Raw genomic sequence first — 23,741 nt, forward strand, 5'->3', positions numbered from 1 at the left:
ACAGGAAGTAAGGGAAGTAAGGACAGTTTTAAGTGGTAGGTAGTGCTGCTACTCTAGAAAGCCTCGCGTTGCTTTTAGCTCTTCATCCCTCATCTCTTACGCCTTACCCCTCCATGTACCATGAAAACCAGGCGGTACGGTTTCGGGTAATGCCAGCCTACAGATTGGTTCGTCATCCAGACGCTCGCTGTCGAAAATCCAGGCTTCACTGTGATCGACATTTGCGTTGTACACCACCGTCAGCACCCAGCCTCGATCGACATCATCCGCATCGGGCGCATAGATCGGTTCGCTGGGATAACAGTTCGCACCAAAATCAGCTTCGGTGAGGGTTGCGGTTTGGTAATCGAAACGAGCGATCGCGCCAAACAGTTCTCGCTGCAACTCCACATCCTGACGATGAATGGACAGGTAAGTGTAGCGTGATGGCTGACCCACAGACCTAGGCTGCACGGTTGGAAATTCGCAACTGCGGTTAACGACTTCTTCTAGCGCTAGTACGGTGCCCGCTTTGGGTTCAAGCCGCAACTGCCAGAGAGTACCCTTTGCCAAGGTTTGAGTCTGCCCAGTTGCCACTTCTTTAAGAAATTGGTTGGTCTGAAAATCGGGGTAGCGCACAAAGTCAAAGGCGACAGTTCCGTCAGCTAGTTCACTGCCGTTGCCAAAGTGCCACTGATACCAGGGTTCGGCTTGAGTGCGGCTGACGACTTCCAGGGTGGTGCGATCGACCACAATAATTTCAGTGCCTTTCTCCGGTTGCCAGGTTAGCGCTTCACTATAGCTCTTTAGCTTCGCCAGCAAGGGCAGCGCCTTCAACCGCACAGGTGGGACGCAGAAAATCAAATACTGACCCGCCAGCACCCAGTCATGGATGAGAGGCAACCCCTGGAGTGGAATCTTGCCGTGCTGCTTTACTTTGCCACTAGCATCGCTACGGTACAGATTGAGCGTGCCGTTCCGACCAAAGCTTACCCCAAAATTAAAGATGTCACCCGTTTGCAGATCGCGCTTGGGATGTGCGGAATAAGCGGCTCCATCCAAGCCATTGAGGTCATCAAGTCCCAGCGTTTCGAGGCGATCGAGTGTCAAGGCGTGCGGTAGTCCACCTTCCCACAAGGCAAGAAGCTTGTCGGGCAAAGCCAGCACAGATGTATTGGCAGCATTCTTCAGCCCTTTGTTAAACCGCTCCCACCAATGACCAGGCGGCAACATGCCATAACCACTGTGCTTAAACGCTCCAACTTGGGTTTCTGCCCGATACGCAGCAGTTTGGACATAGCGATACACACCTGTTGCACCTGCCGTTGTAAAGTGCAGTCCCAGAATGCCGCCATCACCATCAAACCAGTGCCCTACCCGTTGCCCACCTCGCTCCAGTAAGGCAGGCCCATTGCGATAGAGAGAGCCACGCAAGCCCGAAGGCACAGCTCCAGACAAAATGCTGAGGGGGATGGGACCAAACTCGGTGGCAGGTCGAAGCACTGCCTTTGCCCATGCCCCAACCTTGGTTGGTTGAATAGTGTTAATCATTGCTAGGCTCTTTACTTCTAATGAGGATGGTTTAACAAGTAGCTAAAGGAGAAAAATCCCTCATTTTTCGTTAAGGCTCAACGCCTGAAACACTAATTCTTTCACGGCTAAAATGTGGTTCATTAGGCTTCTTAAACGTCCTTCAATAATTATTACGCTTGAACTGGCTTTGTGCCTTCTCTTGCAGTTGTAAATCGTTAGCTTGTTTCGTGTAACTGGATCTTTTTAACTTACAGGCAGCGTATGGTTGTAGTAACAGAAGAGAACAGTTTTTAGCGGAGAGGCATAGAGTATTCAAGAGCATTGCATGGTCAAATTATGGTTGCAGCTATGGACAGCTTATGGTCGGATTTGCAGAGGGGTGAGTCGGCACCGTTGCTTCCTTCTCGTGCGCAGCTACTTGCCTGCTGGTCGCTTGATTCGTCCATTACCTTTTTGAATCATGGCTCCTTTGGAGCCTGTCCTTTGCCTGTGTTGACGGCTCAGCAGCACTGGCGCGACCGTATGGAGCGGCAGCCCCTCCAGTTCTTTGGGCGCGATCTGGAAGCGCTATTGGACGATGCCCGTGTAGAGTTGGCAGCGTTTGTAGGCGCAGAGGCAGATGATCTGGCGTTTGTACCCAATGCAACGACTGCAATTAATACGGTTTTGAAGTCGCTTTCGTTTGCACCAGGCGACGAATTGCTGACGACGAACCAGGAGTATAATGCCTGCCGCAATGCGTTGAACTATGTGGCAGAGCGGTATGGCTTGAAAGTCGTGGTCGCTCAGGTGCCCTTTCCCATTGATGAGCCGCAACAAGTGATAGATGCGATCGTCGCCTGTGTGTCCGACAAAACGCGGCTGGCGCTGCTGGATCATGTGGTCAGCCAGACGGGGTTAGTGTTTCCGCTAACTGAACTGGTACAAGTTTTGACCCAGCGGGGAGTCGAAACGCTGGTGGATGGTGCCCATGCACCGGGAATGCTGCCGCTAAACCTGCACGCTCTTGGGGCAACGTACTACACTGGCAACCTGCACAAATGGGTTAGCGCTCCGAAAGGGGCTGCTTTTTTGTATGTGCAGCGCGATCGCCAACCCACAATCCGTCCCCTTACGATTAGCCACGGTGCTAATGCAACGCGCACCGATCGCAGCCGCTTTCGGCTGGAGTTTGATTGGACTGGCACCGATGATCCCACAGCTTACCTCTGCGTCCCAGAAGCAATCTGCTTTATGGGATCGTTGCTGCCAGGAGGATGGGATGAACTGATAGCGACCAACCATGCGCTGGCGATCGCGGCTCGTCGGGTTCTCTGCGAAACGCTTCAGATTGCGCCACCCTGCCCAGAAGCGATGCTGGGAGCGATGGCGGTAATTCCGTTGCCTGATGGCAACCCGATGGGACTACAAGATGCCCTGTTGGAGCGCTATCAGATTGAGGTGCCGATCGTACCCTTTCCAACCACTTCTAGTCGCCTAGTGCGTGTTTCGGCACAGTTCTACAATCACTTGGAGCAGTACGAGTATTTGGGAAAGGCGATCGCAGAATTGCTGCACGAAGAAGGCTCTATGAAAAAGCATCAGTAAGGCTTGGTACTCGCGCCACAGGTAGCAGTGGATTGCTGCATCAAGCCTTTGTTTGTGCTTTCTTACTCTTTTCTTTTTCCTTTTGCTTGGCGCGTTTTTCGGCGGCTTTGGCTTCTTTTTCAGCTTCGATCGCCGCTAGGGCTGCTTTATCTTTTTCTTCGGCAATCTTGTCGAGGTAGTAGTGATAATCGCCGCGATAAAGGATGAGTTCACCATCACGAATTTCGACAATTTTGTTAGCAACTTGGGAGATAAAGTAGCGATCATGCGAGACGATAATCACTGTACCGTCGTAGTTCTGGAGCGCTTCTTCCAGCATTTCCTTAGCGGGAATATCCAGGTGATTAGTTGGCTCATCCAGAATCAGCAAGTTAGCAGGTTGCAGCAGCATTTTTGCCAGCGCGAGCCGTGCTTTTTCGCCACCGCTGAGCGCTTCGACTTTCTTGAACGCAGAATCGCCGCTGAAGAGAAAGCGTCCCAACAGAGTGCGGACTTCTTCATTGCTCCACTTGGGTACTTCGTCGTGAATGGTTTGAATGACGGTTTTCTGCAAATCGAGCGCTTCTGCCTGATTTTGCTCAAAGTAGCCAGGAATGACGTTGTGGCTGCCCAGCGTCACGGTGCCTTCCGTCGGTTGCTCCATGCCCATCATCAGGTGCAGCAGTGTGGATTTGCCCGCACCGTTAGGACCCAGGAACGCGACGCGATCGCCCCGTTCTAGCAGCAGGTTTGCATCCAAAAACAGGATTTTGTCACCGTAAGAGTGCGTCATGTTTTTGATTTCCACCATTTCGCGACCACTACGGGGCGAGGGTGGAAAGCGGAAGTGGAGGGTTCTCAAGCCACCATCGGGTGCTTCGAGCCGTTCAATTTTATCAAGCTGCTTTTCGCGGCTCTTTGCCTGGGTGCTGCGAGTCGCGCTGGCGCGGAAGCGATCGACAAACGTTTGCTGTTTCTCCAGTTCTTTTTGCTGCCGCTCAAAGGCGCTGAGTTGGGCATCGCGCATCTCTTCTTTTTGCTGAAGGTAGGCGGAGTAGTTGCCCAGGTAGGTGCTGGAAACGCCACGCTCGGTTTCAACAATCTGGGTGCAGAGGCGATCGAGAAACTCACGGTCATGAGAGACGATGACCATGGGCGTAGACAGCCCTCTGAGATAGTTTTCTAGCCACTCGATGGTCTCTAAATCGAGATGGTTGGTCGGCTCATCCAACAGCAGCAGATCGGGCTTTTGCAGCAAGATTTTGCCTAAACTCATCCGCATCTGCCAGCCACCACTGAAGGCACTCACAAGGCGATCGCCATCTTCTAGATCAAAACCCAGGTCGGGCATGATTTTCTCAATGCGCGAATCTAACCCGTAGCCATCCATCGCCTCAAACTGCCGCTGTAGGTGATCCATCTCATGCAGCAGTTTGTCCAGTTCTTCGGGCGTGGCTGTTTCCATGTGGCGATGAACCGCACTCAGCGCCACGTGAACATCGTTCGCTTCCCCAAAGGCACGCCAAAATTCTTCGCGCACCGTGCGAGTGGGGTCTACTTCAAATTCCTGAGTCAGATAAGCAATATGCAGGCTGGCAGGGCGGATAATTTCGCCTGCGGTTGGCTCTGTTTCGCCTGCAATGATTTTAAGCTGAGTTGATTTGCCAGCACCGTTAACGCCGACTAAGCCAATGCGATCGCCGGGTTTGACTTCCCAGTTGATGTCCTTCAGCACTTCGCCAGTCGGATAAATTTTGCTGACGTGCTCCAATCGCAACATGGGGAATCTCCAGAGAAAGTCAAGTTAAGGTGGGTCTGCGATGACTGTAACAAAATTTAATCGTACATGGTTAGAGCGAATGTCGGTGCCTTTATCTGTTATTACCTTACCAACGCTCTAATAGTCTCCTCTATTGATCGTGGTTGCCAACCTAATTCTTGACGAGCTTTGCTGCCATCCACTCGCACACAACGATCGTACACGTAATGAACACGCTCTCGGCTTAACGGTGGCTGCCAGTTAAACAAACGACCGATGGGATCAAGCAAATTGCCGACTAGCCGCACGATCGCCTCTGGGGTTTCGGCTGGAGCGGGAACCCCAGACTCTTTGCTAAGTAAAGCAAACATTTCGCGAGTCGTCATATCGCCTGCCGAAATAATGTAGCGTTCGCCTCGCTTGCCCTTCTCGGCTGCTAGCAGCATTGCCGTTGCCAGATCGTCTACATGAACGATGCCCGTCACCCGATCGCCCCCTGCCCAAAGCTTCAGCCCGCCTTTAAGAAACTGCTTCACCACAGGACCAAAGTGCGGGTCGTCAGCACCAAAGATTCCAGACGGAAGAACGCTAACGACATGAAAGCCAGCCGCAGCAGCACGATCGACTAATTGCTGAGCATCATATTTGGTGCGGTCGTACGCTGACGAAAAATCTTTTTGCATGCGCTCAAAGGTTTCATCAATAACGCGCCCCTGCGTATCACCGAAAATGCCGATCGTGCTGCAATAAACCATCTTAGGGACTCCCGCCGCCTGCGCTGCTGCCAACACTGCCCGCGTGCCGTCCACATTCACCCGTGTCATTTCGGCTGCATTGACAATGCCTAGTTCGACATAGGCAGCAATGTGAAAGACTATATCCACGCCTGCCATCGCAGTCTTCAGGGTATCAACGTCGCACAAGTCGCCGTACACTAGCTCTACCTTGCTTCCTGCCAGGCGTGCCAGATCGCTCGACTTTCGCACCAGCCCTACGACAGAATCGCCGCGTTGCTCCAACGCTTGAATTAAATGTGCTGCGGAAAAGCCATTTGCCCCGGTTACGAATGCTCTCATAGTGCTACAGCCATCTCCACCTGCATAAGCCCCACTCACCAACTTTACCCTTGCGTTGATCGACCAACCGACCGTTTACTAGCGTCATCGTGAAGGCATAACCAACTGATAAAGCCAGAGTAGCGCAGTGTTACCCTCGTTGCTTGAGTGAGAACGAGCCAGCATTGAGCCACGATCGCGGCAACTAAGAGCTTTTTCAGGTCAATGCTTTCTCATAGATTCTATAGGTCTTATAAATCGTGCCGCCAGAGGCTTCGATAAGTTTGCGAGAGGGATAGTTGTCTTCGTAAACCCAGGAGAGTTCAGCGCGTTTGTAGGGTTTTCCTTTTTGAATGCCACCCTGCATACCCAAATAGATAAGCCCTAACGGCACCATTTTGCGGCGAAATTCTGGCAATGAACAAATAGCAACGACTCGTCCTTGATCGATCTGGCGGCGATACCAGAGAAACTTAAGAATGCCGAGCCAATTTAGCTTGCCGTTAATGTGTTTGAGGGCAATATTGTAATCCGGTAGCCCCATCCAAAAACCAATCATCTCACCGTTGTATTCGGCGATCGGAAACACATCTGGATCAACCAAACTTTGTAAATCTTTTGCTTCTTCTAAAAACTCTTCTTGCGTGCGTGGCGTGGAACTCCAGTTATTTGAAAAGGCTTTTGTAAACAGGTTATACAGGCTAATGCAATCTTGCTCAAACCCATCACCTTTGGTTCGTAAAGGACGGAACGTGACACCCGATTTCAGCGCAATGCGATAACCCTTTTCAAACTCTGGCGACAGCGGTTTGTCTAAGGGAAAGTTGTACGCATAGGCATCTTTCGCCTTCTGCCAGCCATCCTGCTCTACAAACTGCGGGTAGTGGGGCGGATTGTAGGGCATCATCATCATCGGTGGCGAGTCAAACCCATCCACCAAAAACAGACAGTTGTTATGGGTTGAGAGGTCGATCGGTCCGCGTACAGTGCTCATGCCCTGATCCCGCAACCACTCACACGCTGCATCCAGTAATGCCTTCGCTACGGCGAAATCAGGCACACACTCAAAATAGCCAAAGAGTCCGACCTTCTGCCCTTCGCGAGCGATCAAGCGATCGTTGACCGCTGCCACGATTCGACCTAGAAGTGAGGGGTTTCCTTGCTGACGGTTGACCGCCACAAACTGCTGTAAGCGCCCGTACTGCAAAAACGGATTGGTCGGCGCAAGCTGCTTGGCAATGCTACTGCGGATCGGCGGCACCCAGTTGGGATCGTTGGCGTAAACAACAGCCGGAACGTCTAAAAACCATTCTTGCTCTGTTGCTGTTGTTACTGGAATGATTTGAACGGCGATCGCGCTGCCAGTGGTTGCAGTTGGGTTGCTATTAGTTGGGTTGCTATCAACAGAGGGCTTCACAGTCACGTACCTCTTCCCTTGCTTATAGTGCTTTTTAACGATGGAGTCACCGCCATGGTTAAAAAGCACTATATCAGCCTTCCTTGAGCGATCGCGTTCACTTTTTGGTATTTTGCGGGTCGTTTCTACCGTTATTCTTTGCAGCAAGATATTTGGTGATCGCTTCTCCAATCTCCTCTTCTGAAGTCTTTGATGGCTTTTTGGGTGTAAGGCAGTCTGTGATGACCAGAAAGAGTAGACCGGTAAACGTTGCAACGGCAATTTCTATAAGTGTGCAGCTTTTTTAGTTAAATTAGTTTGCTTTGAGTTGGTTCGTTGGCTGAAAAAACTACTGGGCACAATTGCCGAGTCCTAAGGAAAACAATTGGCAGGCAGCCTGTCTTTGCTTCAGTGCGCTGGCACTAGCCATAACTTTTTGCTTACGTTCTTGCCAGGGTGCGTTATCTGGGAGGGTGTTATACCAATTCCTTAAGATGAGGCTACAGATACTATAAAGTTTCGATCGGATTCAAGCAGCAACCATTAGGACGTGATTCACTTGCAGCTGAGTTGATTGAGCTTTTTCAAACCTCTCGTTTTACATCTACTAGCTTTATTGCTACGAGTTGGCAGTTCACGAATCCATGCCGTTAAAAGGAATAGCGATCGACAGCATCTTTGAGAAACCACAGCCTTTGGCAATGTGCATGACGTTATGTCTATCTCTAAGTCATGTGGCACCCCCTCCAACTACGTTGAGAGGATTAGTGTATTGTCATCTGATGCTGACAACAGGCTAGCAACGTGTCTGTATAGTGAGCCTTTATGAAAGTGACGTAAGGCTTGATCATGCTGCTGGTAATTTAAGACGAACGATCGTACCAGCCATCGGTGCAAGTTGAATCGCTAGCATTCCACCATGAGTTTGTACAGTACGTTTAGTAAGCGCTAGCACTAGCCCTAACCCAGTACCATCAAACTTTATAGAGCAAAAGCGCTAGGCAAGGTTCGCAGAATATCGGTTGGGATCGGGTTGTCACCATTAAAAATCTTGATGTAAACATAGTGTGCAGTTAGATGGTTTATTTCCCACTTAATTGAAGCTACCTACTTATAGACAATGCAGAAGTTATACATATGAACCATAAAGCCTGCGTTCTCATACAAGCTCAATTTGTTTTTAAGCCTCTTCTCATGCAAAGTGTCGAGAAGTGTTCTAAGGTTCCTTTCAAGCGGTACGATTTGCAGCTCAATTTGCAAAAGTATCTAACTATAAATTGATTCAGGAGAGCTTTCCAATGAAGAAACTTGCTTACGGTGTTTTGTCTAGCTTACTGATTTTAGCTGCGACAGTACCTGTTCAAGCGACAACGCCAGCCGTGACAGTTGCCCAATCGAACTCAGCGGCGATCGAGCAAATGTTTCGAGAACAAAAGGTCTTAGCTGACGAGCTACAGACGCTGATGACGCAAGCAAAAACAATGATGGCTGAAATGAAAGTGCTCACTTCACTGCCAGAAGGACAGGCTCCAACGATGACTGATTTATACAAGCAGCAACAGATGATACTGGCACGAATTATGACGTTGAGCCAGTCGCGCTTAGATACTATCTTGCCTAAAAACAATGCGGCAACAGTACAAGATGTCTATCAGCAACAAGCAGCAATAATGACTGAAATGAAAACCATGATGGCTGAAATGAAGACCATGATGGAAGCCTATCGCGGTCGGGCTGGCGTTTATAAAAAGTAATGGGTCTTGCAGCAGAGAACGCAGAAGTGCTGAGCAAAAACACTAAACTACTCTGCTGCAAGCTTTAACCATTATTGCTACACCTTTTCCAATTGAATAAGCCACACTCTTTGATCCCTTCACTCACTGAAAAGAAACTGTGTCTTCAATTCAAAAAGTGCTGACTACAGCTTTCTCTGACTGATCCCCCTCAATTCTCCTTATGAAGGGGAAGTCTTAGATAGAGGGATCTTGCTTCGTAGCGTGCCAAAAGGAAATTAGTATTACACCAATTCTCCAAAATAGCCCTACAGATTCGTTGCTGCTGACCGCTGACCGTTAGAAGGCTAAAAAGCTGACGGCTGACGGCTGACCGCTCACCAAAGATTGCATCTGTAGCGACAGTTTAGGGAAATGGTATTACCTATGGAAATTTGCCTTAGGTCTACCTGAAAAGGACTACGTGACTGGATCGGCAAGCACCACAGTATGGAGCGGTTGAACAAAAAAATGCTACTGTTCAATCGAGAAATTGGCGAAATCAACAGTGACATCCTTGGGTGTTGCCCATGATGGATCGTTGCCGCCAAAGAACGTGGAGAAGAAAATGCCTTCAATTTTTAGGGCGTTAGTTGTCCGAAATTGAAGTTTACTTTGATCTAATACTTTTTTCCCATCTAGCCAAACTTGAACGCGACCGTTTTTCTTTTGAGGGTCGTTCAGTTCAACCTGTTGCTCTAGATGATGCCAAGTACCAGGTGTAAAAGACCACTTGCCGCGCCCGATCGAGGTTCCATACTTAGAGCTAGTTGGCAAATAGGCATAAAGTTCGCCCTGCCCCTCTTTACGCCACATAAACCGGGTGGAAAAGCCGTTTGTACCGTCGGGGTTATCGCCACCACTAGTTTCAGTGCCACCAAATAAGCCTGGTAATTTTCCACCTTTAACAAAGTCAAAGGGCTTAGAGAAGCGAACGTAATAGCTCAACCGTACAGAGTCTTGTGGTGCTGAAGGCAGATTTGTGTAAAATTGAGTGCCGCCCAAGGGAGCGCCTGTTTTACGGTTAACTGCTGGGCTAGCAGATTTGGCTGGATAGCGAACTCTCAAGACTTGTGAGAATCTGGGGTCAGCAAGAATGGCTGTATTTTGCCAACCCCAGTCACCTTGCTTGCGGATGCGCCATTGTGAGGGCCAGCTAGAACGAGAGAAATTTCCTTTCCACACGCTGCGCTTGGCAACCGAGCGATCGCTAGCGTTGGCTACTTTATTAGACTCGGAATTAGATTCAGAGTAAGGCGATCGCTCAACGTTCTCAACGGCTGCGATTGAATTTGGCTGACTACAGCTACTTACAAGCAGGGCAGAACCTAGCAATGCAGAGAGCCATAGACAAGCATGAACAACGCTAAACTTCATGGCTACCGCAAGGGAATAGATTGTTTCTACTGAACACGATCGGCTCTAAGATCAGGTTGAACATTAGCATCATTCATAACAATTTTGCTGCGATCAACACCATCTTCTGCCGTCACGTATTGCATTATGACATCCCGCGATCGTTTCAACACTAAAGGATAGCGAATGCCTCGCTCTAAATGAAGGTTGCTAAGTGTCGCTTGAGCCACGTTGTCTAAGACCAGGCTATTGATTGCCTTTACAGCATCGGAGCCAGACGAGCTGTGACGCAACGTAAAGCCGCCAACCTGCACGTTTTGAACAGGTTTTTGTTCAACCTTTGCTGCCGTTTGTGCAACAGCGAGGGCTACTGTCTGACCCGCTTTTGGCGTAGAAATCGTCAAGATGGCTGTGTCAGCCGTGGGATCAAACTGCGCTAGCAGGATTGTTCTACTAATACCCTGTCCTTTAAGACGAATGTTGCTGCGATCGATACTAATCGGTTTGAATAAATCAAGCTCACCAATCGGCAGATTGATTTGCACTGGTTTGTCTAGAGGCTGCCGTTTAATTAATGCCTGTAAAGCGGCGGCATCATCTTTGCCATCATTCGGCATAATACCGTGGTTAATTGCCTCAACTTGCTGCACTGCTACTTGTTGAGACGCACTATGTTTCAGGTGTAAGCCCTCTAGATCCCACAGGGGATTGATCACACCATTCAACCACAGAAGAAAGATTGCAAAGCTAAAAACCTGACTAGCCAGTAAAAAGCGAGAAATACCAAGTTTCGCAACGCGGCTTCTGCCAGTGCCGTCTGCAGAAATACTTTGATTGCCCCGGTTTGCCCATTTCTGCTTCGCCAAGTTCATCTGAGTCCAAATCTTGACCAATGATGAACTCCATTGAGTTGCCAGCAGAATTGGTAAATGAATGGGTTTTGGAGAAGAAGGTCTACCCTGAAAAACGAGCAGCAGCATCAAGGAGCGACTAAACAAAATCCATGAGGCAATAATGCTAGCCGCAATGAAATGACCTCGAACCATCGAAAGAATGAGGCAGCTTGGGCTAATGAGAGAGGTCCAAATACTAATGCGCTGATCCAGCAAGCCATACCAGAGGTAGAAACCTGTTACTTTGGGTCCCAAGGCGATCGCCCGACTATTGTTGCGGAGCATATTGCCATACCAGCGCCGCATATTTTCATACGCGCGATCAATCACTGAACCTGATACAGTTTCGATCGAGTAAACCAGCGCATCGGGAATGTAGAGCATATCGTAGCCACGACGGAGCAGCCAGAACCAGGTGCTTTTGTCGTCACCAGAAAGGAATTTAAATCGCCCCCACAACCAATCATCCAGGTTATCGTTCTCTAGTTGGTCACTGAAAGAGGGATGCAGCGCTGCCTCTGCCCGAAACAGTGAAAAGCGCCCGGTGAGACACATCACTTTGCGAGATAAAGAGTCTGAGCACATTTGCTGATGTCGCTGAGCAAACCGCATCTGGAACCATTCAGCAAAGAGATAAGACCCTTGCACAACTGGCAGTTCATCCGTGGTTAGCGCTCCCAAGCGAGGAAACAAACGAAAGAACGGCAGACACTGGCGCAGCGTACCCGGACTTAACTCTGAATCCCCATCCATCAGGGCAATAATCGTCTCTGAGGGAAGACCATGGCGAACCAACTCTTTTAACCCATCCGCCATTGCCTTACGTTTGCCGTCTTTTTGCACCATCTGAATTAGGTGCATGGAGCGTAACCCTGGATCTTCAGCCTCCAATACTTGATGAATAAAAGCATTTTCTTCATCACTACTGCTATTGACTAGCAGGGTGATGGGTTGAGCCAGCGTTCTAGCTTCTTGAGCGATCGCTCGAAAAACTCGCTCCGTAATCCAGGTTTTCTCTTTATAAGTTGGAACAAGTAAACAGACGGGAGGAAGTTGCTCAGCAGTTAAGGCATTGGCTCGGCGACGCCAGCGTGGAAAAACCCAACTTAAGTAAATTCGGGAGCGAATACCTCGCAGTATAAAGAGGCTCCACCGCCAGGTACCGACAACACCAAGGCTAATGAGTGCAAAGACATCCCATACAGCGATTTGCTTTGAACCGTGAGCTAAATACAGCGATGCAAACCCAATGATAGTAATGGCTAGACACGCCAACCAATTGAGCTGGTCGTTGAGCGTTTTTTTTGGGGCAGAAACAACTGTAGACATAGACCGGCACTCTCGCAATTTAAAAACACAAAATGAGGGGCTTAAGCGCGTACGATCGTCCATGCCTGCACTATAAGAACAGACTTACAAGGACAGACATACAAGGATAAATAGCAACGAAATCGTCTCTAACGGGTGCCAAAGGTCAGTTTTGCAGTTTGACCAGTGCCGCAAAAACGATGAGCTTGTGTTTGCTGTGCTGAAGGCGGAATTTTCACCGTAACGCGCACCAGTGGTTGATTAATCAAGTTGGCAGGGGTTGCTGGAGTAATTGCCTGTGTTTGTTCCTTGATTGTTTCAATAGTGCTAACGGATTCAATCAGGTCAACGTCTCCAATTAAAGTCTTGGGTTCACCCGCCAGTTGCACCCGGACTGGCTGCTGGCTATCGATGCGGTTTGCCTGGTCTACACTAACTAGGGTTTCAACCCAAAGGTTACTGCAATCCAACATCGTTAATAGATTGCTCGGACGGTTGACCTGTGCATCTTGCTCTTGCTCTGTGCGGTAAATCACCCCGCTAAAAGGAGCCTTAACTGTAAGGTCTTTTCGGCTGGTGTAAATGGCTTGAGCTTGAGCAAGAAGATTTTTCTTGTTAACTCGCTGCACCTCTAACGTTTTAAGCAACGTTGATTGAGTTTGAATCGTCTGTGCAAGGCTGACTCGCTGGCTCAACAAACTATCGTCTGCTTTAAATGCTGTGCCCTCTCGCAAGACAGTATGAGATGTTTTAGCTGAAGCTAAAACCGCCTCTGCCTGTTTCACCTCAGCTTCAGTTGACTGCCAAAGCGCTTTCAATTGGTCAACCTTTTGCTGGGCAACAGCGCCTTCGCTCATTAGTTGAGAGTAGCGTTCGTAATCTGAACGTGCAGAGCGAGCTTTAGCACTTGCTTCATCCACTGCTGCCTGGTAACGACGAATATCATTGCCCGCTAGCTCAACGTTGGCTCCCTGGATTGATTGATCCTGAGATTCTAAGCCTCTTAATTGCTGTTGCAATAGGGCTAGAGATTGCTGACTAGCAGCTATCTGCGTGTCAAGAGAACTAATCTCACCTTGAAGCCGTAAAATGTTCTGCTCGTCTTGAGGTGTTGGCGCAATACGAGCAAGCACTTGCCCTTGTTTAACAACTGCTCCTGGCTGTGCATAAAACGCTTTAATGGTGCCGTTGATTGGTGATTGTACGCGCACGGTTCGACCATTAACAATGCCAGTATCAATCGTTAAATGCGTTAGGCGGTAACTAATTGAAGATAGTCCAAAGGCTACTGCTGTAGCACCTAATGATACCAACGCGAGCGTTAGCATTAAACGCTGCCATCGAGACTGCTTTGGCTCAACCTCAAGAGGTAAACCGATTGCATGGTCAGAATAAGATCGCTTAACAGGAACTTCTAGCATTCACTACGTTCTCCAATTCGAGAAGTATATTTAAGTACAGACTTGCAAAGAGAAAAATGCTGAAACAATCTGCGTGAAATTGCTGATGAATTACTCCTACAGCTAAGATTAGGCGCAAAAACTTCCCACAACATAAATATTCGGTAAACCTTCAATAAACTGAAAATGAAGGTTCTAAGAGTAAGTTAAATAACTTCTCTAAGAGTTTATTCTTGCTAATGCTAGCCAAGGTTTGAAATTGCAGCCCATCAGCAGTTTTGCCCGTTTTTAACCCATGTATAATTTGTGACATCGGTTCAAACTTTATGAACAGGTTAACAGCGCGATCGCTCGATTCAACAACTAAACCTGACTATTTGTAGAGCAGAAAATACTTAATTAGGCTCTATTAACTACGAGCGAAAAAATACTTCTTAAGACAGATAGACTCCTCCTTAAGAATAGGGAAACTACTCCTTAAGATAGATGAATCGCTCGGTGGGATAGAAAAACTATTCCCTAAGATAGATAGAGTACGCCTTTACCTGTATAGGCTATTCCTTTAGATAGAAAATATTGTTTTGATACAGGCTAATGTCGAGAACCGTACAGACTAGACTGTCAAGCAGATGGTTCGATCAGGTTTAGCACTTTGGTTCAGGGCAAAAGGATGCAGTTCTACTCGATCTACTTACTTGAAGAACGTATCGAACTTTACGTCTTGGAGCGAGAGCAAATTGCCGTTAACCAGAAAGGGCGGTTGATTTCGACTCAGAAAGGTTATCAGTGTGCCTATGAAGTTGCTGTGGCACTATCCCAAGCAAAGCAAGTGCCGCTGGTTGATTATGCTCAGTTGGCGTAATAAGCGTGAGGCTGTAAGCTGACTATCGCTGCTAAAGTGCTTCATTCCAATGTTTCTCTGTTTGAACTCAACTCCTCTGGCATTGATAGTGCATGAGTAAACTGCGTGTTGCCTTAATTGAAGATCACGATTTGACCCGCGTCGGTTTACGTTTGGTCTTTCAGCAGCATCCTACCGTTGAGATTGTTGGTGAGGCATCTGACGGATTTACAGGCTTAAAGCTTCTCGAAACGTCTCAACCCGACGTTGCAGTGGTCGATCTAGACTTGCCTGGTTTGGATGGTATTGAGGTAACACGGCGCTTTAAGCAAAGTTTGAATGCGGCTGCGATCGCAACCAACTCCCAACCCAAAATCATGATCTTGACCATGCAAGGGACGGAGGACTCCGTTTTAGCCGCTTTTGCTGCCGGAGCCGACTCCTATTGCATGAAAGATTTGCCGGCAGAGCGACTGCTAGAGGCATTGCAGAGTACTCACGAGGGCAACAATTGGATTGACCCTGCGATCGCCCAGTTGGTTTTGCAGCACCATCGTCAGTTGCAAGCAGCTACAGCAGTTGGCACGAGCGCCACCAAGACGGTAGATATTCTGGCTGATGGGGAACAAGCGCCCGTCCTCCAAGCCTATCCTTTGACGCAACGAGAGCTTGAGATTTTAACCCTGGTGGTAACCGGTTACACTAACGCCAAAATTGCGAGTGAGTGTTACATCACGATTGGCACTGTAAAAACTCATATTCGTAATATTCTGAATAAGCTTTGTGTGGACGATCGTACACAAGCGGCAGTACGCGCCTTGCGCTCTGGTTTAGTTGTCTGAGCCGTCTGCTGTTAGTTTTCTAGTTAAAGCGCCCGAAATGTTTTTGTGAAATAACGACAGTGACTCAGCCAACTATCAAGGTTTCAGCCGATCTTTCGGATGCATTGCTTACCGAGATTTGTGCTGCGGCTTCTGTCCTTACCTGCACCTGCCCCGGTTATTTAACCCGTTTATTACGACAAGTGCGTGCCTTTCGGTCTTACACCATTAATTGTATTGAACGCTTTCCAGAAGCCACTGAGACACATCATTGGTTAGACCAGCGAGGAGACCAACTCGAGCAGTTACTCTTTCAGACGCTGCTAGAGTTGCTGCAAAAAGAGCAACTGTTGGATGCTACTAATCAGGTTTCGCTCAGCGAAATTGCAGAACGATCGCGAGCTAAGGCTCTTCAGCAGATCGAGCAACTCTAAGGCAATTAACACTGCCAATGTTTGAAAGCGTACAGACGAGTTTGGTCAAAAAATGTTTAGATGGCGAGATCAGACTTTGTGGCGAAGTTTAGCAACGTCGCTTTGACGGATTTGTCTGAAGCACTTATATAAACTGAACTCTATGTTTGCAGTGCTTCATCGTGATAAAGCGAAAGAGGCATCTACTTTATTATGAAAAAAACTAACGCTATATAGAAACAGTAGCAGCTATCTCATGGCTCAAAGTTGCTCAATAGTTTCAACTCTGATTTAGTTAAAAGTCATAAGCTTTTTTAGACTGAATTATCCTTTTTGCAATTGTTATTTCTCACTGTCCTCAAATAAAACAGCTTCATAATTTAGCTTAGAAGCAGAGTGGCAATGACATTACTTGTTTTGCCACCACGTCTTCGTTTAAAGAAACAAACTTATTTTTCCAAAGCAACAATTACGCCTGGTTGTGATAAGAATCACTTAGATCCTTTAAAATAGCTCTTAACTTAAGATATGGCATTCATACTTCTTAACAAAAGCTACTAATCTTAGTAAAGCTTCTTTTTTACTTCATCTTATGAGTTCAAACTTTCTTTGAGCAGCACTACGTTTTCTTTTCAAGTAACCTCATGTATCCCTCTGTTGCTTCGGAACAACTGATTCACCGCTTTAAATTCTGGGCGGATGGCATGATCCAGACTGGAATGAGTCACGGACATCATCTTTATCGTCAAATAGCTTCATTCTCAATGTTGCAGAGGCAGCAAGCATACAGTTTGGGCATTGACTTGGTTCAACAGGGTCAAACAGTGATGCTAACCCATGCAGAAGATAGTTATACCGTTTGGGTTGCTTTAATTGACAGTGCCGGTGAAAGCCGCCTTAGCTGTTTTGCTGACAAAGGTAGAGAAGCTTCAACAGGTGCCTACCGCGATCGTTCCAGCTCGAATCAGTACATGAATTGCCTGCAAAAGGAAAGCCATGAACCTTTAGTGCCTGAAACGCCTTAAAGCTTTCATCTATAAATATGAGAGAAGCGAACTGCCTATAAGGAGCACTTGATGTTAAAAGTTGCTGTTGGTCATAGCAACGTCCCGATTCTCAATCAGCAATTTTGACGGTGCTGAAAGCCTGCCTTCACACATTAGCAGGCGCAAGACCCAAAGCTAGTTTGATGTTAGCCGCGATCGATCTTGATCATGCGCTCATTCTGAAACACATTCATAAAGCGTTTCCGGCGATCGAATTAATTTGTGGCACTACGAATAGCGACATCTTATCTGTTTTAGGGTTTTGACCCTTTTTTACTACTAAACCTATTATGCAAGGCGTTGGGCTGGGATTATCCATTAGCTATCAGATTGTGGTCGGCAAGCATGGTGGCACGTTGCAATGTTTCTCCGCACCTGGATAAGGAACAGCGTTTGTGATTGAAATTTCAGTGCAGCAGCAGACGATTAATTGAGTGTCTGCATCATTTTTCTAAAGTGCCGTTTTCCAAAGTGCCGTCAAATCATTGCTTTTGTGCAACTCTACCCTCCTTAAACCGATGCCTCCAGCTAACTTACCTGAAAACGAAACGGCTAGACTGGCAGCTCTGTGCCAGTACAATATTCTTGATACTCCGGCTGAAGCTGCCTTTGACGAGATTGCTACGCTAGCGGCAGCGCTGTGTGATACGCCGATCGCTCTCGTCAGCCTGGTTGACAGTACACGTCAGTGGTTCAAAGCCAAAATAGGCTTGGCGGTGGAGGAAACGGAACGAGAAGTTGCCTTTTGCGGTCATGCGATTCTTCAACCTGATTTACTGATCGTGCCGGATGCGTCCCAGGATCAACGGTTTGCTGACAATCCTTTCGTGCTTGACGATCCTCAAATTCGCTTTTATGCTGGCGCACCGTTGCTGACCGCCGAAGGGCATGCGATGGGAACCCTGTGCGTTATTGACAGCGTGCCTCGTGACCTTAGCTTAGAGCAAGCACAAGCGCTGCGGGTTTTAGCACGTCAGGTGATGACCCAGCTTGAACTCCGTCGCCATGTAAAAGATCTAGCTCAGACCGTCACTCAAGTCACTGAGTCCGAGCGGGCATTGCAGATCGCGCAGGCTACTTTAGAAAGCCAAGTGAGCGATCGCACAGCCGCACTGGTGCAAACGAACGCCACCCTACAGGTTGAAATTAATGAGCGGTTACAGGCTGAAAAGCAACTGCAACAACAGGTCGAGCATAACCGCTTGTTAGGGGCGATCGCGGCACGCATTCGGGAGTCACTACAGCTAGATGACATCCTCCAGACGGCCGTGGCTGAAGTCCGTCACTTTTTGCAGGTAGACCGGGTTGCACTGTATGAAATCGAGGTCAACCAGGGTGGCAGGTTTGTGGTGGAATCTGTTGCTCCTGGCTGTCCGTCGATTCTCGGTTTGGTCTTGCACGATCATTGTTTTGAGACGGATTATGCTGCCCAATACCAACAGGGTCGCATCAGTGCTATTGATGATATCGAGCAGGCAGAGCTAAGCCCTTGCTACCGTGAAGTGTTGGCTCCCTTAAAGTTACGCGCCTTACTGCTAGTTCCCATTATCTTTAAGGAGCAACTGTGGGGTTTGCTCTGTATGCACCACTGTTCGGCACCACGTCCCTGGCAAGACTTTGAGCTTAGTGCGCTGCAACAACTCGCTACCCAAGTCGCGATCGGGATGCAGCAAGCGCAACTGTTTCAACAGGTGCAACAGCAAGCCCAACGAGAGCAGTTGCTCAATCAAATCAGTCGAGCGCTTAATGCCAGCCTCGATCCAAACCACATCCTACAGGAAATTGTTAACCGGATTGGAGCCTGTTTCAGCGTTGAGCGAGTCGTTGTTTTTGCCCTCGTAGCCGAACAAATGCAGGTGTTAAATGAATGGCGAGCCAACGATCAGGTTGCCTCTCTACTGCATTGCAGAGCGCCACTTAATCTGTGGACAGCATGGCTGGATCCAACGTCTGCTTGCTACGCTCCTCAGCTTTTTCAGATGCCGTTGCTTACGGCAGAGCAGCCCGTAAGTACCGAGCCAGGGCAACAGCCATCGCCATCGCTAGCGGTCTTGCATGTACCGATCAATATTGGCGACCAGTTCTTGGGAGGGCTTTGTCTCCACACGACAGCCAGCCAACATACCTTTACAGCCGATGAGTTGAGCTTGTTAGAACAGATTGCTGCACAAGCGGCGATCGCCCTTTGTAATGCTCAGAGCTACGAACGGCTGGAACAGTTAGTGCAGCAGCGCACTCAAGCCCTAGAGCAAGAAAAACTACGTTCAGAAGCAGCTAATCGTGCCAAAAGTGAATTTCTTGCCAACATGAGTCACGAACTGCGGACACCGCTCAACGCCGTTTTGGGACTCTCGCAGATGCTACAACGCGAGTTGTTTGGTTCGCTCAATCCTAAGCAGCAAGAATACGTTACTTGCATTCACAGCAGTGGTAATCATCTGCTCTTACTCATTAATGACATTCTGGATCTAGCCAAAGTGGAGGCTGGCAAAGAAGAACTAGCACTGTTACCACTTTCAGTATCAAAACTTTGTGCGTACTGCCTCACTCTGGTACAGGAGCGAGCCTTTGAACAAGGCTTACGACTCATCAGCCATATTGATCCTAGAGTCAGCTTCTGCATGGCAGACGAGCGTCGCCTCAAGCAAATCTTGATCAATCTGCTCTCGAATGCCATCAAGTTTACATCTGTTGGTGACGTGTCGCTGACTGTGCAAAAGCAGCCCCAAGGTCTGACCTTTACGGTGTCTGATACGGGTATTGGTATGGCTGAAGCGCAGATCCCCTTGCTGTTTCAGCCGTTTGTGCAGTTAGATAGCCGCTTGAATCGGCGGTATGAAGGCACGGGACTGGGGTTAGCCCTGGCACGCGAGCTAGCGCAACTGCATGGTGGCGATATTACCGTCGAGTCAACATTAGGGCAGGGCAGCCAGTTTACGCTTTACCTACCGGACGAACCACCAGGGCTAAAGCAAATTCAACCCGTGACAAACCTCCTGATACCCTCTCCTCGCCGTACTCTCAGCCAGCGGCAAACAGCGTCTTCTCGTCGCATCTTAGTTGTGGAGGATGATATTGCTAGTGCGATGCTCCTCCAGGACTTTTTACAAGCTTTGGGGCACCGGGTTGAGCATTGGGCGGATGGCAGCAACTTTCTAGAGCGGGTGCAGTTGTTCCGCCCAGCCTTGATTTTACTGGATGTCCAATTGCCCCACGGCATCACAGGGTTCGACTTGCTGACAGCGCTACGGCAGGAAGCCGCTTTGTACCAATTGCCAGTTGTGATGGTGACTGCAATGGCAATGCAAGGCGATCGCGAACGTTGTTTAGCAGCGGGCGCAACTGACTATCTCAGTAAACCGATCCAAACTGTCCAAATTGAGTCGCTCTTGTCGCAGTATCTCTCTGTAACCTAAAGACTGGCGTAACGGGACACCGCTACTGATGCACAAAGTCTTCAAGTGTATGAGTGAGCCTATCCGCTAGCCCTTCTGGTGGTGGTGCTTCTGCTGCGACTGCTGCCTCGATTTGCTTCACAGTCTCAGGTGGCAAGCCTAAAAGTTGTACCAGGTTTTGATAAGCAGCGTCTTCCTCTGCGTTGATCCTAGCTTCACCAGGGGAACGGGCACTACAGCTAATGACCTCATAACCCAAATGCAAAACGAGTGCTCGCTCCGCGTCGCTTTCTAGCTTAGACACCAGTTCACTAAGGGGAATATGCTGCATCAAATACTCACGCAGTTCGTGCTGTAAGGCTTTTTGCTGGGCGGCATCAGTAGCAAAAATGCGGCTCAGGCGGTCTAGCATTACCGTCACCTCTTCGGCAGCAAGATGACCATCAGACCAAGCCAAGGCAGCGACAATACGCAGCAAATTCATCTGACGCGGCGTAATGGAAGGGGGTGGAGGCATCTGTAGCATTACAAACTCCTGCTCTAGCATCTATGTGCAGCATCATGGAGCGGTAGAACCCATCGTTTGAATCAAGCTGTTGGCGATCGACAACTCTACTAGCTCCATCTTCTTTTAGTCTACAAGCGAACGAGCTGATGAAAGCTAACAATATGTTTAGATTGCAACGAGGCTTCGGCTGCTACAGTTACATACCATTTGTAACTATCACACCCTATTTGTACAGCAAAAGGATGAAGGATGAGGAATGAATCGAAGCCCTTGCTCAAACGCAGTTTCAAAGCTTATATCTGTCCTAACGTTCTCTTCGGCTGTGATAGAAGCATTACGGTGGATAGCATTATGGATTGACTGATGGATTGAAAAGTCGATCGCCCGACTGCACCTGCCAGAGTCCGGCATAAATCCCGCCGAGCGCCAGCAGTTCTTCATGCGTTCCTTGCTCCACTACTTGTCCCCGATCCATCGCATAGATGCAATCACTGTGGCGGATGGTTGATAGGCGATGGGCGATCGCGATCGTCGTACGGTTTTGCGTGATCATGATCAGGGATTTTTGAATAGCTGCTTCTGTTTCATTGTCTACGGCAGAAGTCGCTTCATCCAAAATCAGAATCGGTGGATCTTTGAGGATGGCACGGGCGATCGCCAAGCGCTGTCGCTGCCCTCCAGAGAGCTTCTGTCCTCGTTCACCCACAATTGTGTCGTAGCCCTGAGGCAGTTGCCGAATAAATTCATCAGCTTCGGCTAATTTTGCCGCATGCACAATCTCCTCATGGCTGGTGCTGAAGCTGCCGTAGCTAATGTTTTCGGCAACTGTGCCATGAAACAAAAACACATCCTGGCTAACCCAGCCAATACAGCGGCGCAGGTCGGCTAAGTTCAATGTGCGAATATCAATGCCATCAATCAGGATTTTTCCATGTTGAATTTCATAGAACCGGAGTAAGAGCTTCACTAATGTACTTTTACCCGATCCTGTAGCACCCACAATGCCAATCGTCGATTTCGGTGGAATGTGCAGGGAAAGGCGTTTGAGCACACGATCGCGATCGCTATAGGCAAAGGTAATGTCATTAAAATGCACGTCGCCGCGTACCGTGTTGAGCGGAAGAGGATGATCGCCTGTGGTAATCGCAATTGGTGTATCCAACAAGCCCATCACCCGTCGTGTCGAAGCCATCGCCCGTTGATAGCTGTCTAGAATTTCACTTAAAGAGGCAAAGGGCCACAGCAATTGCTGCACAATAAACACCAGAAACCCATAAGTACCGACTGTGATTTGATTATTTAGAGCCGCAACACCGCCAAAAAAGAGCGTTGCTACAAAACCCACCACAATCACCATCCGAATCAGGGGAATAAAGGCTGCACTCAGCGCGATCGCTCTACCATTACTGCGGCGATACGCTTCGCTTTCGGTCAGCACGCGATCGCGCTCATACTTTTCAGCCGTAAAGCTTTTAATGGTGGCAATGCCAGACAGATTATTGGCTAACCGACTATTGATTAATCCAGCTTTTGCACGCACATCAGCATAGCGAGGAGCCAGCCGCCGCTGAATTGCCATCGTGCCCCAAATAATGAATGGTATCGGCAACATTGCAACCCAGGCAACACTTGGAGCGATCGCCACAAACGAACCACCGACGACTAAAACGGTCGTGAAAAAGTGCACAATTCTGGCTGCCCCAGAGTCGAGAAACCGCTCTAATTGATTAATGTCATCATTCAAAATGGAGAGCATTTCTCCGGTACTGCGGTCTTCAAAATAGCTCAATTCCAACTCTTGCAAATGGCTGTAGGCATCCAACCGTAACTCGTGCTGCACGGTTTGTGCCAGGTTGCGCCAGAGGCGATCGTAGAAAAATTGAAAGAGCGATTCTAAACTCCAAATCAGTAGCGTCAAAAGAGACAAGACTGCCAGTTGCCCAACGGTATCCGTTACCCCCAGCCGTGCAACCACAGAGTTCTCTTTTTGCACTACCACATCGACCGCAACCCCAATGAGATAAGACGGTGCCAAGTCGAAGATTTTGTTCAGGATGGTGCAAATGGTTGCCAGCCATACTTGAGGGCGGTAGTTTTTGGCGTAGCGTAACAAGCGTAGGAGAGGATGCACGATGAACCTGAATTAGACAATTACCGCTCCAGTGTAGGAAAGTAGAGGGAACGTTGTCTATGTAGACATTGACTGGCAGGGTCTGCTATTTAACCCTCCAGTATTAAGACGAGCGATCGAATCTAACGTCTGGTATAGGCGCTGCCGTGAACTACAGTCCTACTATTGGTGCTTAGTAGTCTTTCAAACAGGTATAAATGTCAACTCAATTGAATCCCGATCAAAAAACACTCGAGACGAAGGAAGCAACTTTATTCGATCGCACGTTTCGCGACAGTGAAGGTAATCTTGTGCTGGCTCAGGCACCCAATTTACCGCTTCTAGTTGGGTTAACAGGAACCTTACTTCAATATATACTTCCAGATGGCAAACCCCATACAGTCCTAGCTTTAGTAGCCTTCGGTGCTTCGTTCACTTGGGCATGGCAAGAACTTTTTGAGGGGGTCAACTACTTCCGCCGAGCGCTCGGCTTGATTGTGTTGGTAAGCCTGATCGCACTGGGGTTTAACTTCGACTAAATGTGAAACCTTAGAAGGGAAACCGAGTGAGCTTAATACGATAGTGCTACT

18 protein-coding genes are annotated in these 23,741 nt (G+C 48.5%); 9 read left to right on the forward strand and 9 right to left on the reverse strand.

Features of this window, described 5'->3' with window-relative positions:
- Positions 1-96 precede the first annotated feature (96 nt).
- Positions 97-1,530 (reverse strand): carotenoid oxygenase family protein, encoded by a 1,434-nt coding sequence (locus H6F76_RS12405; RefSeq protein ID WP_190508552.1) that lies wholly within the window; start codon positions 1,528-1,530, stop codon positions 97-99.
- Between the two features lie 330 nt (positions 1,531-1,860).
- On the opposite strand from H6F76_RS12405, the gene H6F76_RS12410 reads away from it, so the two are divergent.
- Entirely contained in the window at positions 1,861-3,099 is a 1,239-nt protein-coding gene (locus H6F76_RS12410; RefSeq protein WP_190508554.1) for an aminotransferase class V-fold PLP-dependent enzyme, read from the forward strand.
- A 40-nt stretch (positions 3,100-3,139) separates the two neighbouring features.
- On the opposite strand, the gene H6F76_RS12415 is transcribed toward H6F76_RS12410, so the two are convergent.
- The 3 genes from H6F76_RS12415 to H6F76_RS12425 form a co-directional block, all read right to left on the reverse strand.
- Positions 3,140-4,858, reverse strand: a complete 1,719-nt coding sequence (locus H6F76_RS12415; protein ID WP_190508556.1) for an ABC-F family ATP-binding cassette domain-containing protein — start codon at positions 4,856-4,858, stop codon at positions 3,140-3,142.
- Between the two features lie 101 nt (positions 4,859-4,959).
- Entirely contained in the window at positions 4,960-5,913 is a 954-nt protein-coding gene (locus tag H6F76_RS12420; protein ID WP_190508558.1) for an NAD-dependent epimerase/dehydratase family protein, read from the reverse strand.
- 196 nt (positions 5,914-6,109) lie between these two features.
- Positions 6,110-7,246: a hypothetical protein gene (locus H6F76_RS12425; protein ID WP_190508991.1), complete on the reverse strand. Its 1,137-nt coding sequence runs from the start codon at positions 7,244-7,246 to the stop codon at positions 6,110-6,112.
- A 1,340-nt stretch (positions 7,247-8,586) separates the two neighbouring features.
- On the opposite strand from H6F76_RS12425, the gene H6F76_RS12430 reads away from it, so the two are divergent.
- The gene (locus H6F76_RS12430; protein WP_190508560.1) at positions 8,587-9,042 is read left to right on the forward strand and encodes a hypothetical protein; all 456 of its coding nucleotides are present in this window, start codon (positions 8,587-8,589) and stop codon (positions 9,040-9,042) included.
- Between the two features lie 492 nt (positions 9,043-9,534).
- Here the strand turns inward: H6F76_RS12430 and H6F76_RS12435 are convergent, their stop codons facing one another.
- The 3 genes from H6F76_RS12435 to H6F76_RS12445 all read right to left on the reverse strand — a co-directional run bounded on the left by H6F76_RS12435 (position 9,535) and on the right by H6F76_RS12445 (position 14,038).
- Positions 9,535-10,437: a polysaccharide lyase gene (locus tag H6F76_RS12435; RefSeq protein WP_190508562.1), complete on the reverse strand. Its 903-nt coding sequence runs from the start codon at positions 10,435-10,437 to the stop codon at positions 9,535-9,537.
- Between the two features lie 26 nt (positions 10,438-10,463).
- Positions 10,464-12,638 (reverse strand): glycosyltransferase, encoded by a 2,175-nt coding sequence (locus H6F76_RS12440; RefSeq protein ID WP_190508565.1) that lies wholly within the window; start codon positions 12,636-12,638, stop codon positions 10,464-10,466.
- A gap of 128 nt (positions 12,639-12,766) precedes the next feature.
- Positions 12,767-14,038, reverse strand: a complete 1,272-nt coding sequence (locus H6F76_RS12445) for an HlyD family efflux transporter periplasmic adaptor subunit (RefSeq protein WP_190508567.1) — start codon at positions 14,036-14,038, stop codon at positions 12,767-12,769.
- Between the two features lie 649 nt (positions 14,039-14,687).
- Between H6F76_RS12445 and H6F76_RS12450 the strand changes: the two genes are divergently transcribed.
- The 6 genes from H6F76_RS12450 to H6F76_RS12480 all read left to right on the forward strand — a co-directional run bounded on the left by H6F76_RS12450 (position 14,688) and on the right by H6F76_RS12480 (position 20,554).
- On the forward strand, positions 14,688-14,879 hold the full coding sequence (locus H6F76_RS12450; protein WP_190508569.1) for a hypothetical protein: 192 nt from the start codon (positions 14,688-14,690) through the stop codon (positions 14,877-14,879).
- Between the two features lie 92 nt (positions 14,880-14,971).
- Positions 14,972-15,700, forward strand: coding sequence for a response regulator transcription factor (locus H6F76_RS12455; protein WP_190455271.1), 729 nt, complete (start codon positions 14,972-14,974; stop codon positions 15,698-15,700).
- Positions 15,701-15,759: 59 nt separating this feature from the next.
- A complete protein-coding gene (locus H6F76_RS12460) occupies positions 15,760-16,113 on the forward strand; it encodes a hypothetical protein (protein WP_190455274.1) in 354 nt (117 codons plus the stop codon).
- A 623-nt stretch (positions 16,114-16,736) separates the two neighbouring features.
- On the forward strand, positions 16,737-17,117 hold the full coding sequence (locus H6F76_RS12465; RefSeq protein ID WP_190455277.1) for a hypothetical protein: 381 nt from the start codon (positions 16,737-16,739) through the stop codon (positions 17,115-17,117).
- Between the two features lie 110 nt (positions 17,118-17,227).
- Complete coding sequence (locus H6F76_RS12470; RefSeq protein WP_190509050.1) at positions 17,228-17,404, forward strand: hypothetical protein; 177 nt, start codon at positions 17,228-17,230, stop codon at positions 17,402-17,404.
- A gap of 252 nt (positions 17,405-17,656) precedes the next feature.
- The gene (locus tag H6F76_RS12480) at positions 17,657-20,554 is read left to right on the forward strand and encodes a GAF domain-containing protein (RefSeq protein WP_190508570.1); all 2,898 of its coding nucleotides are present in this window, start codon (positions 17,657-17,659) and stop codon (positions 20,552-20,554) included.
- Between the two features lie 22 nt (positions 20,555-20,576).
- Here H6F76_RS12480 and H6F76_RS12485 read toward each other — a convergent pair whose 3' ends face one another.
- On the reverse strand, positions 20,577-21,059 hold the full coding sequence (locus H6F76_RS12485) for a TerB family tellurite resistance protein (RefSeq protein ID WP_199322065.1): 483 nt from the start codon (positions 21,057-21,059) through the stop codon (positions 20,577-20,579).
- Positions 21,060-21,390: 331 nt separating this feature from the next.
- Positions 21,391-23,172, reverse strand: a complete 1,782-nt coding sequence (locus H6F76_RS12490) for an ABC transporter ATP-binding protein (RefSeq protein WP_347276009.1) — start codon at positions 23,170-23,172, stop codon at positions 21,391-21,393.
- Between the two features lie 197 nt (positions 23,173-23,369).
- On the opposite strand from H6F76_RS12490, the gene H6F76_RS12495 reads away from it, so the two are divergent.
- Positions 23,370-23,690 (forward strand): hypothetical protein, encoded by a 321-nt coding sequence (locus tag H6F76_RS12495; protein ID WP_190508574.1) that lies wholly within the window; start codon positions 23,370-23,372, stop codon positions 23,688-23,690.
- The last annotated feature ends 51 nt before the right edge of the window (positions 23,691-23,741 follow it).

This window comes from Leptolyngbya sp. FACHB-321, from assembly GCF_014695975.1.
Classification (GTDB): domain Bacteria; phylum Cyanobacteriota; class Cyanobacteriia; order Leptolyngbyales; family Leptolyngbyaceae; genus Stenomitos.

What these genes read in the sequence shown, in the direction of transcription:
- H6F76_RS12430 (WP_190508560.1), top strand. Translation starts at nt 8,587, where the DNA reads ATGAAGAAACTTGCTTACGGTGTTTTGTCTAGCTTACTGATTTTAGCT.
- H6F76_RS12410 (WP_190508554.1), top strand. Translation starts at nt 1,861, where the DNA reads ATGGACAGCTTATGGTCGGATTTGCAGAGGGGTGAGTCGGCACCGTTG.
- H6F76_RS12435 (WP_190508562.1), bottom strand. Translation starts at nt 10,437, where the DNA reads ATGAAGTTTAGCGTTGTTCATGCTTGTCTATGGCTCTCTGCATTGCTA.
- H6F76_RS12440 (WP_190508565.1), bottom strand. Translation starts at nt 12,638, where the DNA reads ATGTCTACAGTTGTTTCTGCCCCAAAAAAAACGCTCAACGACCAGCTC.
- H6F76_RS12450 (WP_190508569.1), top strand. Translation starts at nt 14,688, where the DNA reads ATGCAGTTCTACTCGATCTACTTACTTGAAGAACGTATCGAACTTTAC.
- H6F76_RS12420 (WP_190508558.1), bottom strand. Translation starts at nt 5,913, where the DNA reads ATGAGAGCATTCGTAACCGGGGCAAATGGCTTTTCCGCAGCACATTTA.
- H6F76_RS12445 (WP_190508567.1), bottom strand. Translation starts at nt 14,038, where the DNA reads ATGCTAGAAGTTCCTGTTAAGCGATCTTATTCTGACCATGCAATCGGT.
- H6F76_RS12405 (WP_190508552.1), bottom strand. Translation starts at nt 1,530, where the DNA reads ATGATTAACACTATTCAACCAACCAAGGTTGGGGCATGGGCAAAGGCA.
- H6F76_RS12465 (WP_190455277.1), top strand. Translation starts at nt 16,737, where the DNA reads ATGTATCCCTCTGTTGCTTCGGAACAACTGATTCACCGCTTTAAATTC.
- H6F76_RS12485 (WP_199322065.1), bottom strand. Translation starts at nt 21,059, where the DNA reads ATGCTACAGATGCCTCCACCCCCTTCCATTACGCCGCGTCAGATGAAT.
- H6F76_RS12495 (WP_190508574.1), top strand. Translation starts at nt 23,370, where the DNA reads ATGTCAACTCAATTGAATCCCGATCAAAAAACACTCGAGACGAAGGAA.
- H6F76_RS12480 (WP_190508570.1), top strand. Translation starts at nt 17,657, where the DNA reads ATGCCTCCAGCTAACTTACCTGAAAACGAAACGGCTAGACTGGCAGCT.
- H6F76_RS12415 (WP_190508556.1), bottom strand. Translation starts at nt 4,858, where the DNA reads ATGTTGCGATTGGAGCACGTCAGCAAAATTTATCCGACTGGCGAAGTG.
- H6F76_RS12455 (WP_190455271.1), top strand. Translation starts at nt 14,972, where the DNA reads ATGAGTAAACTGCGTGTTGCCTTAATTGAAGATCACGATTTGACCCGC.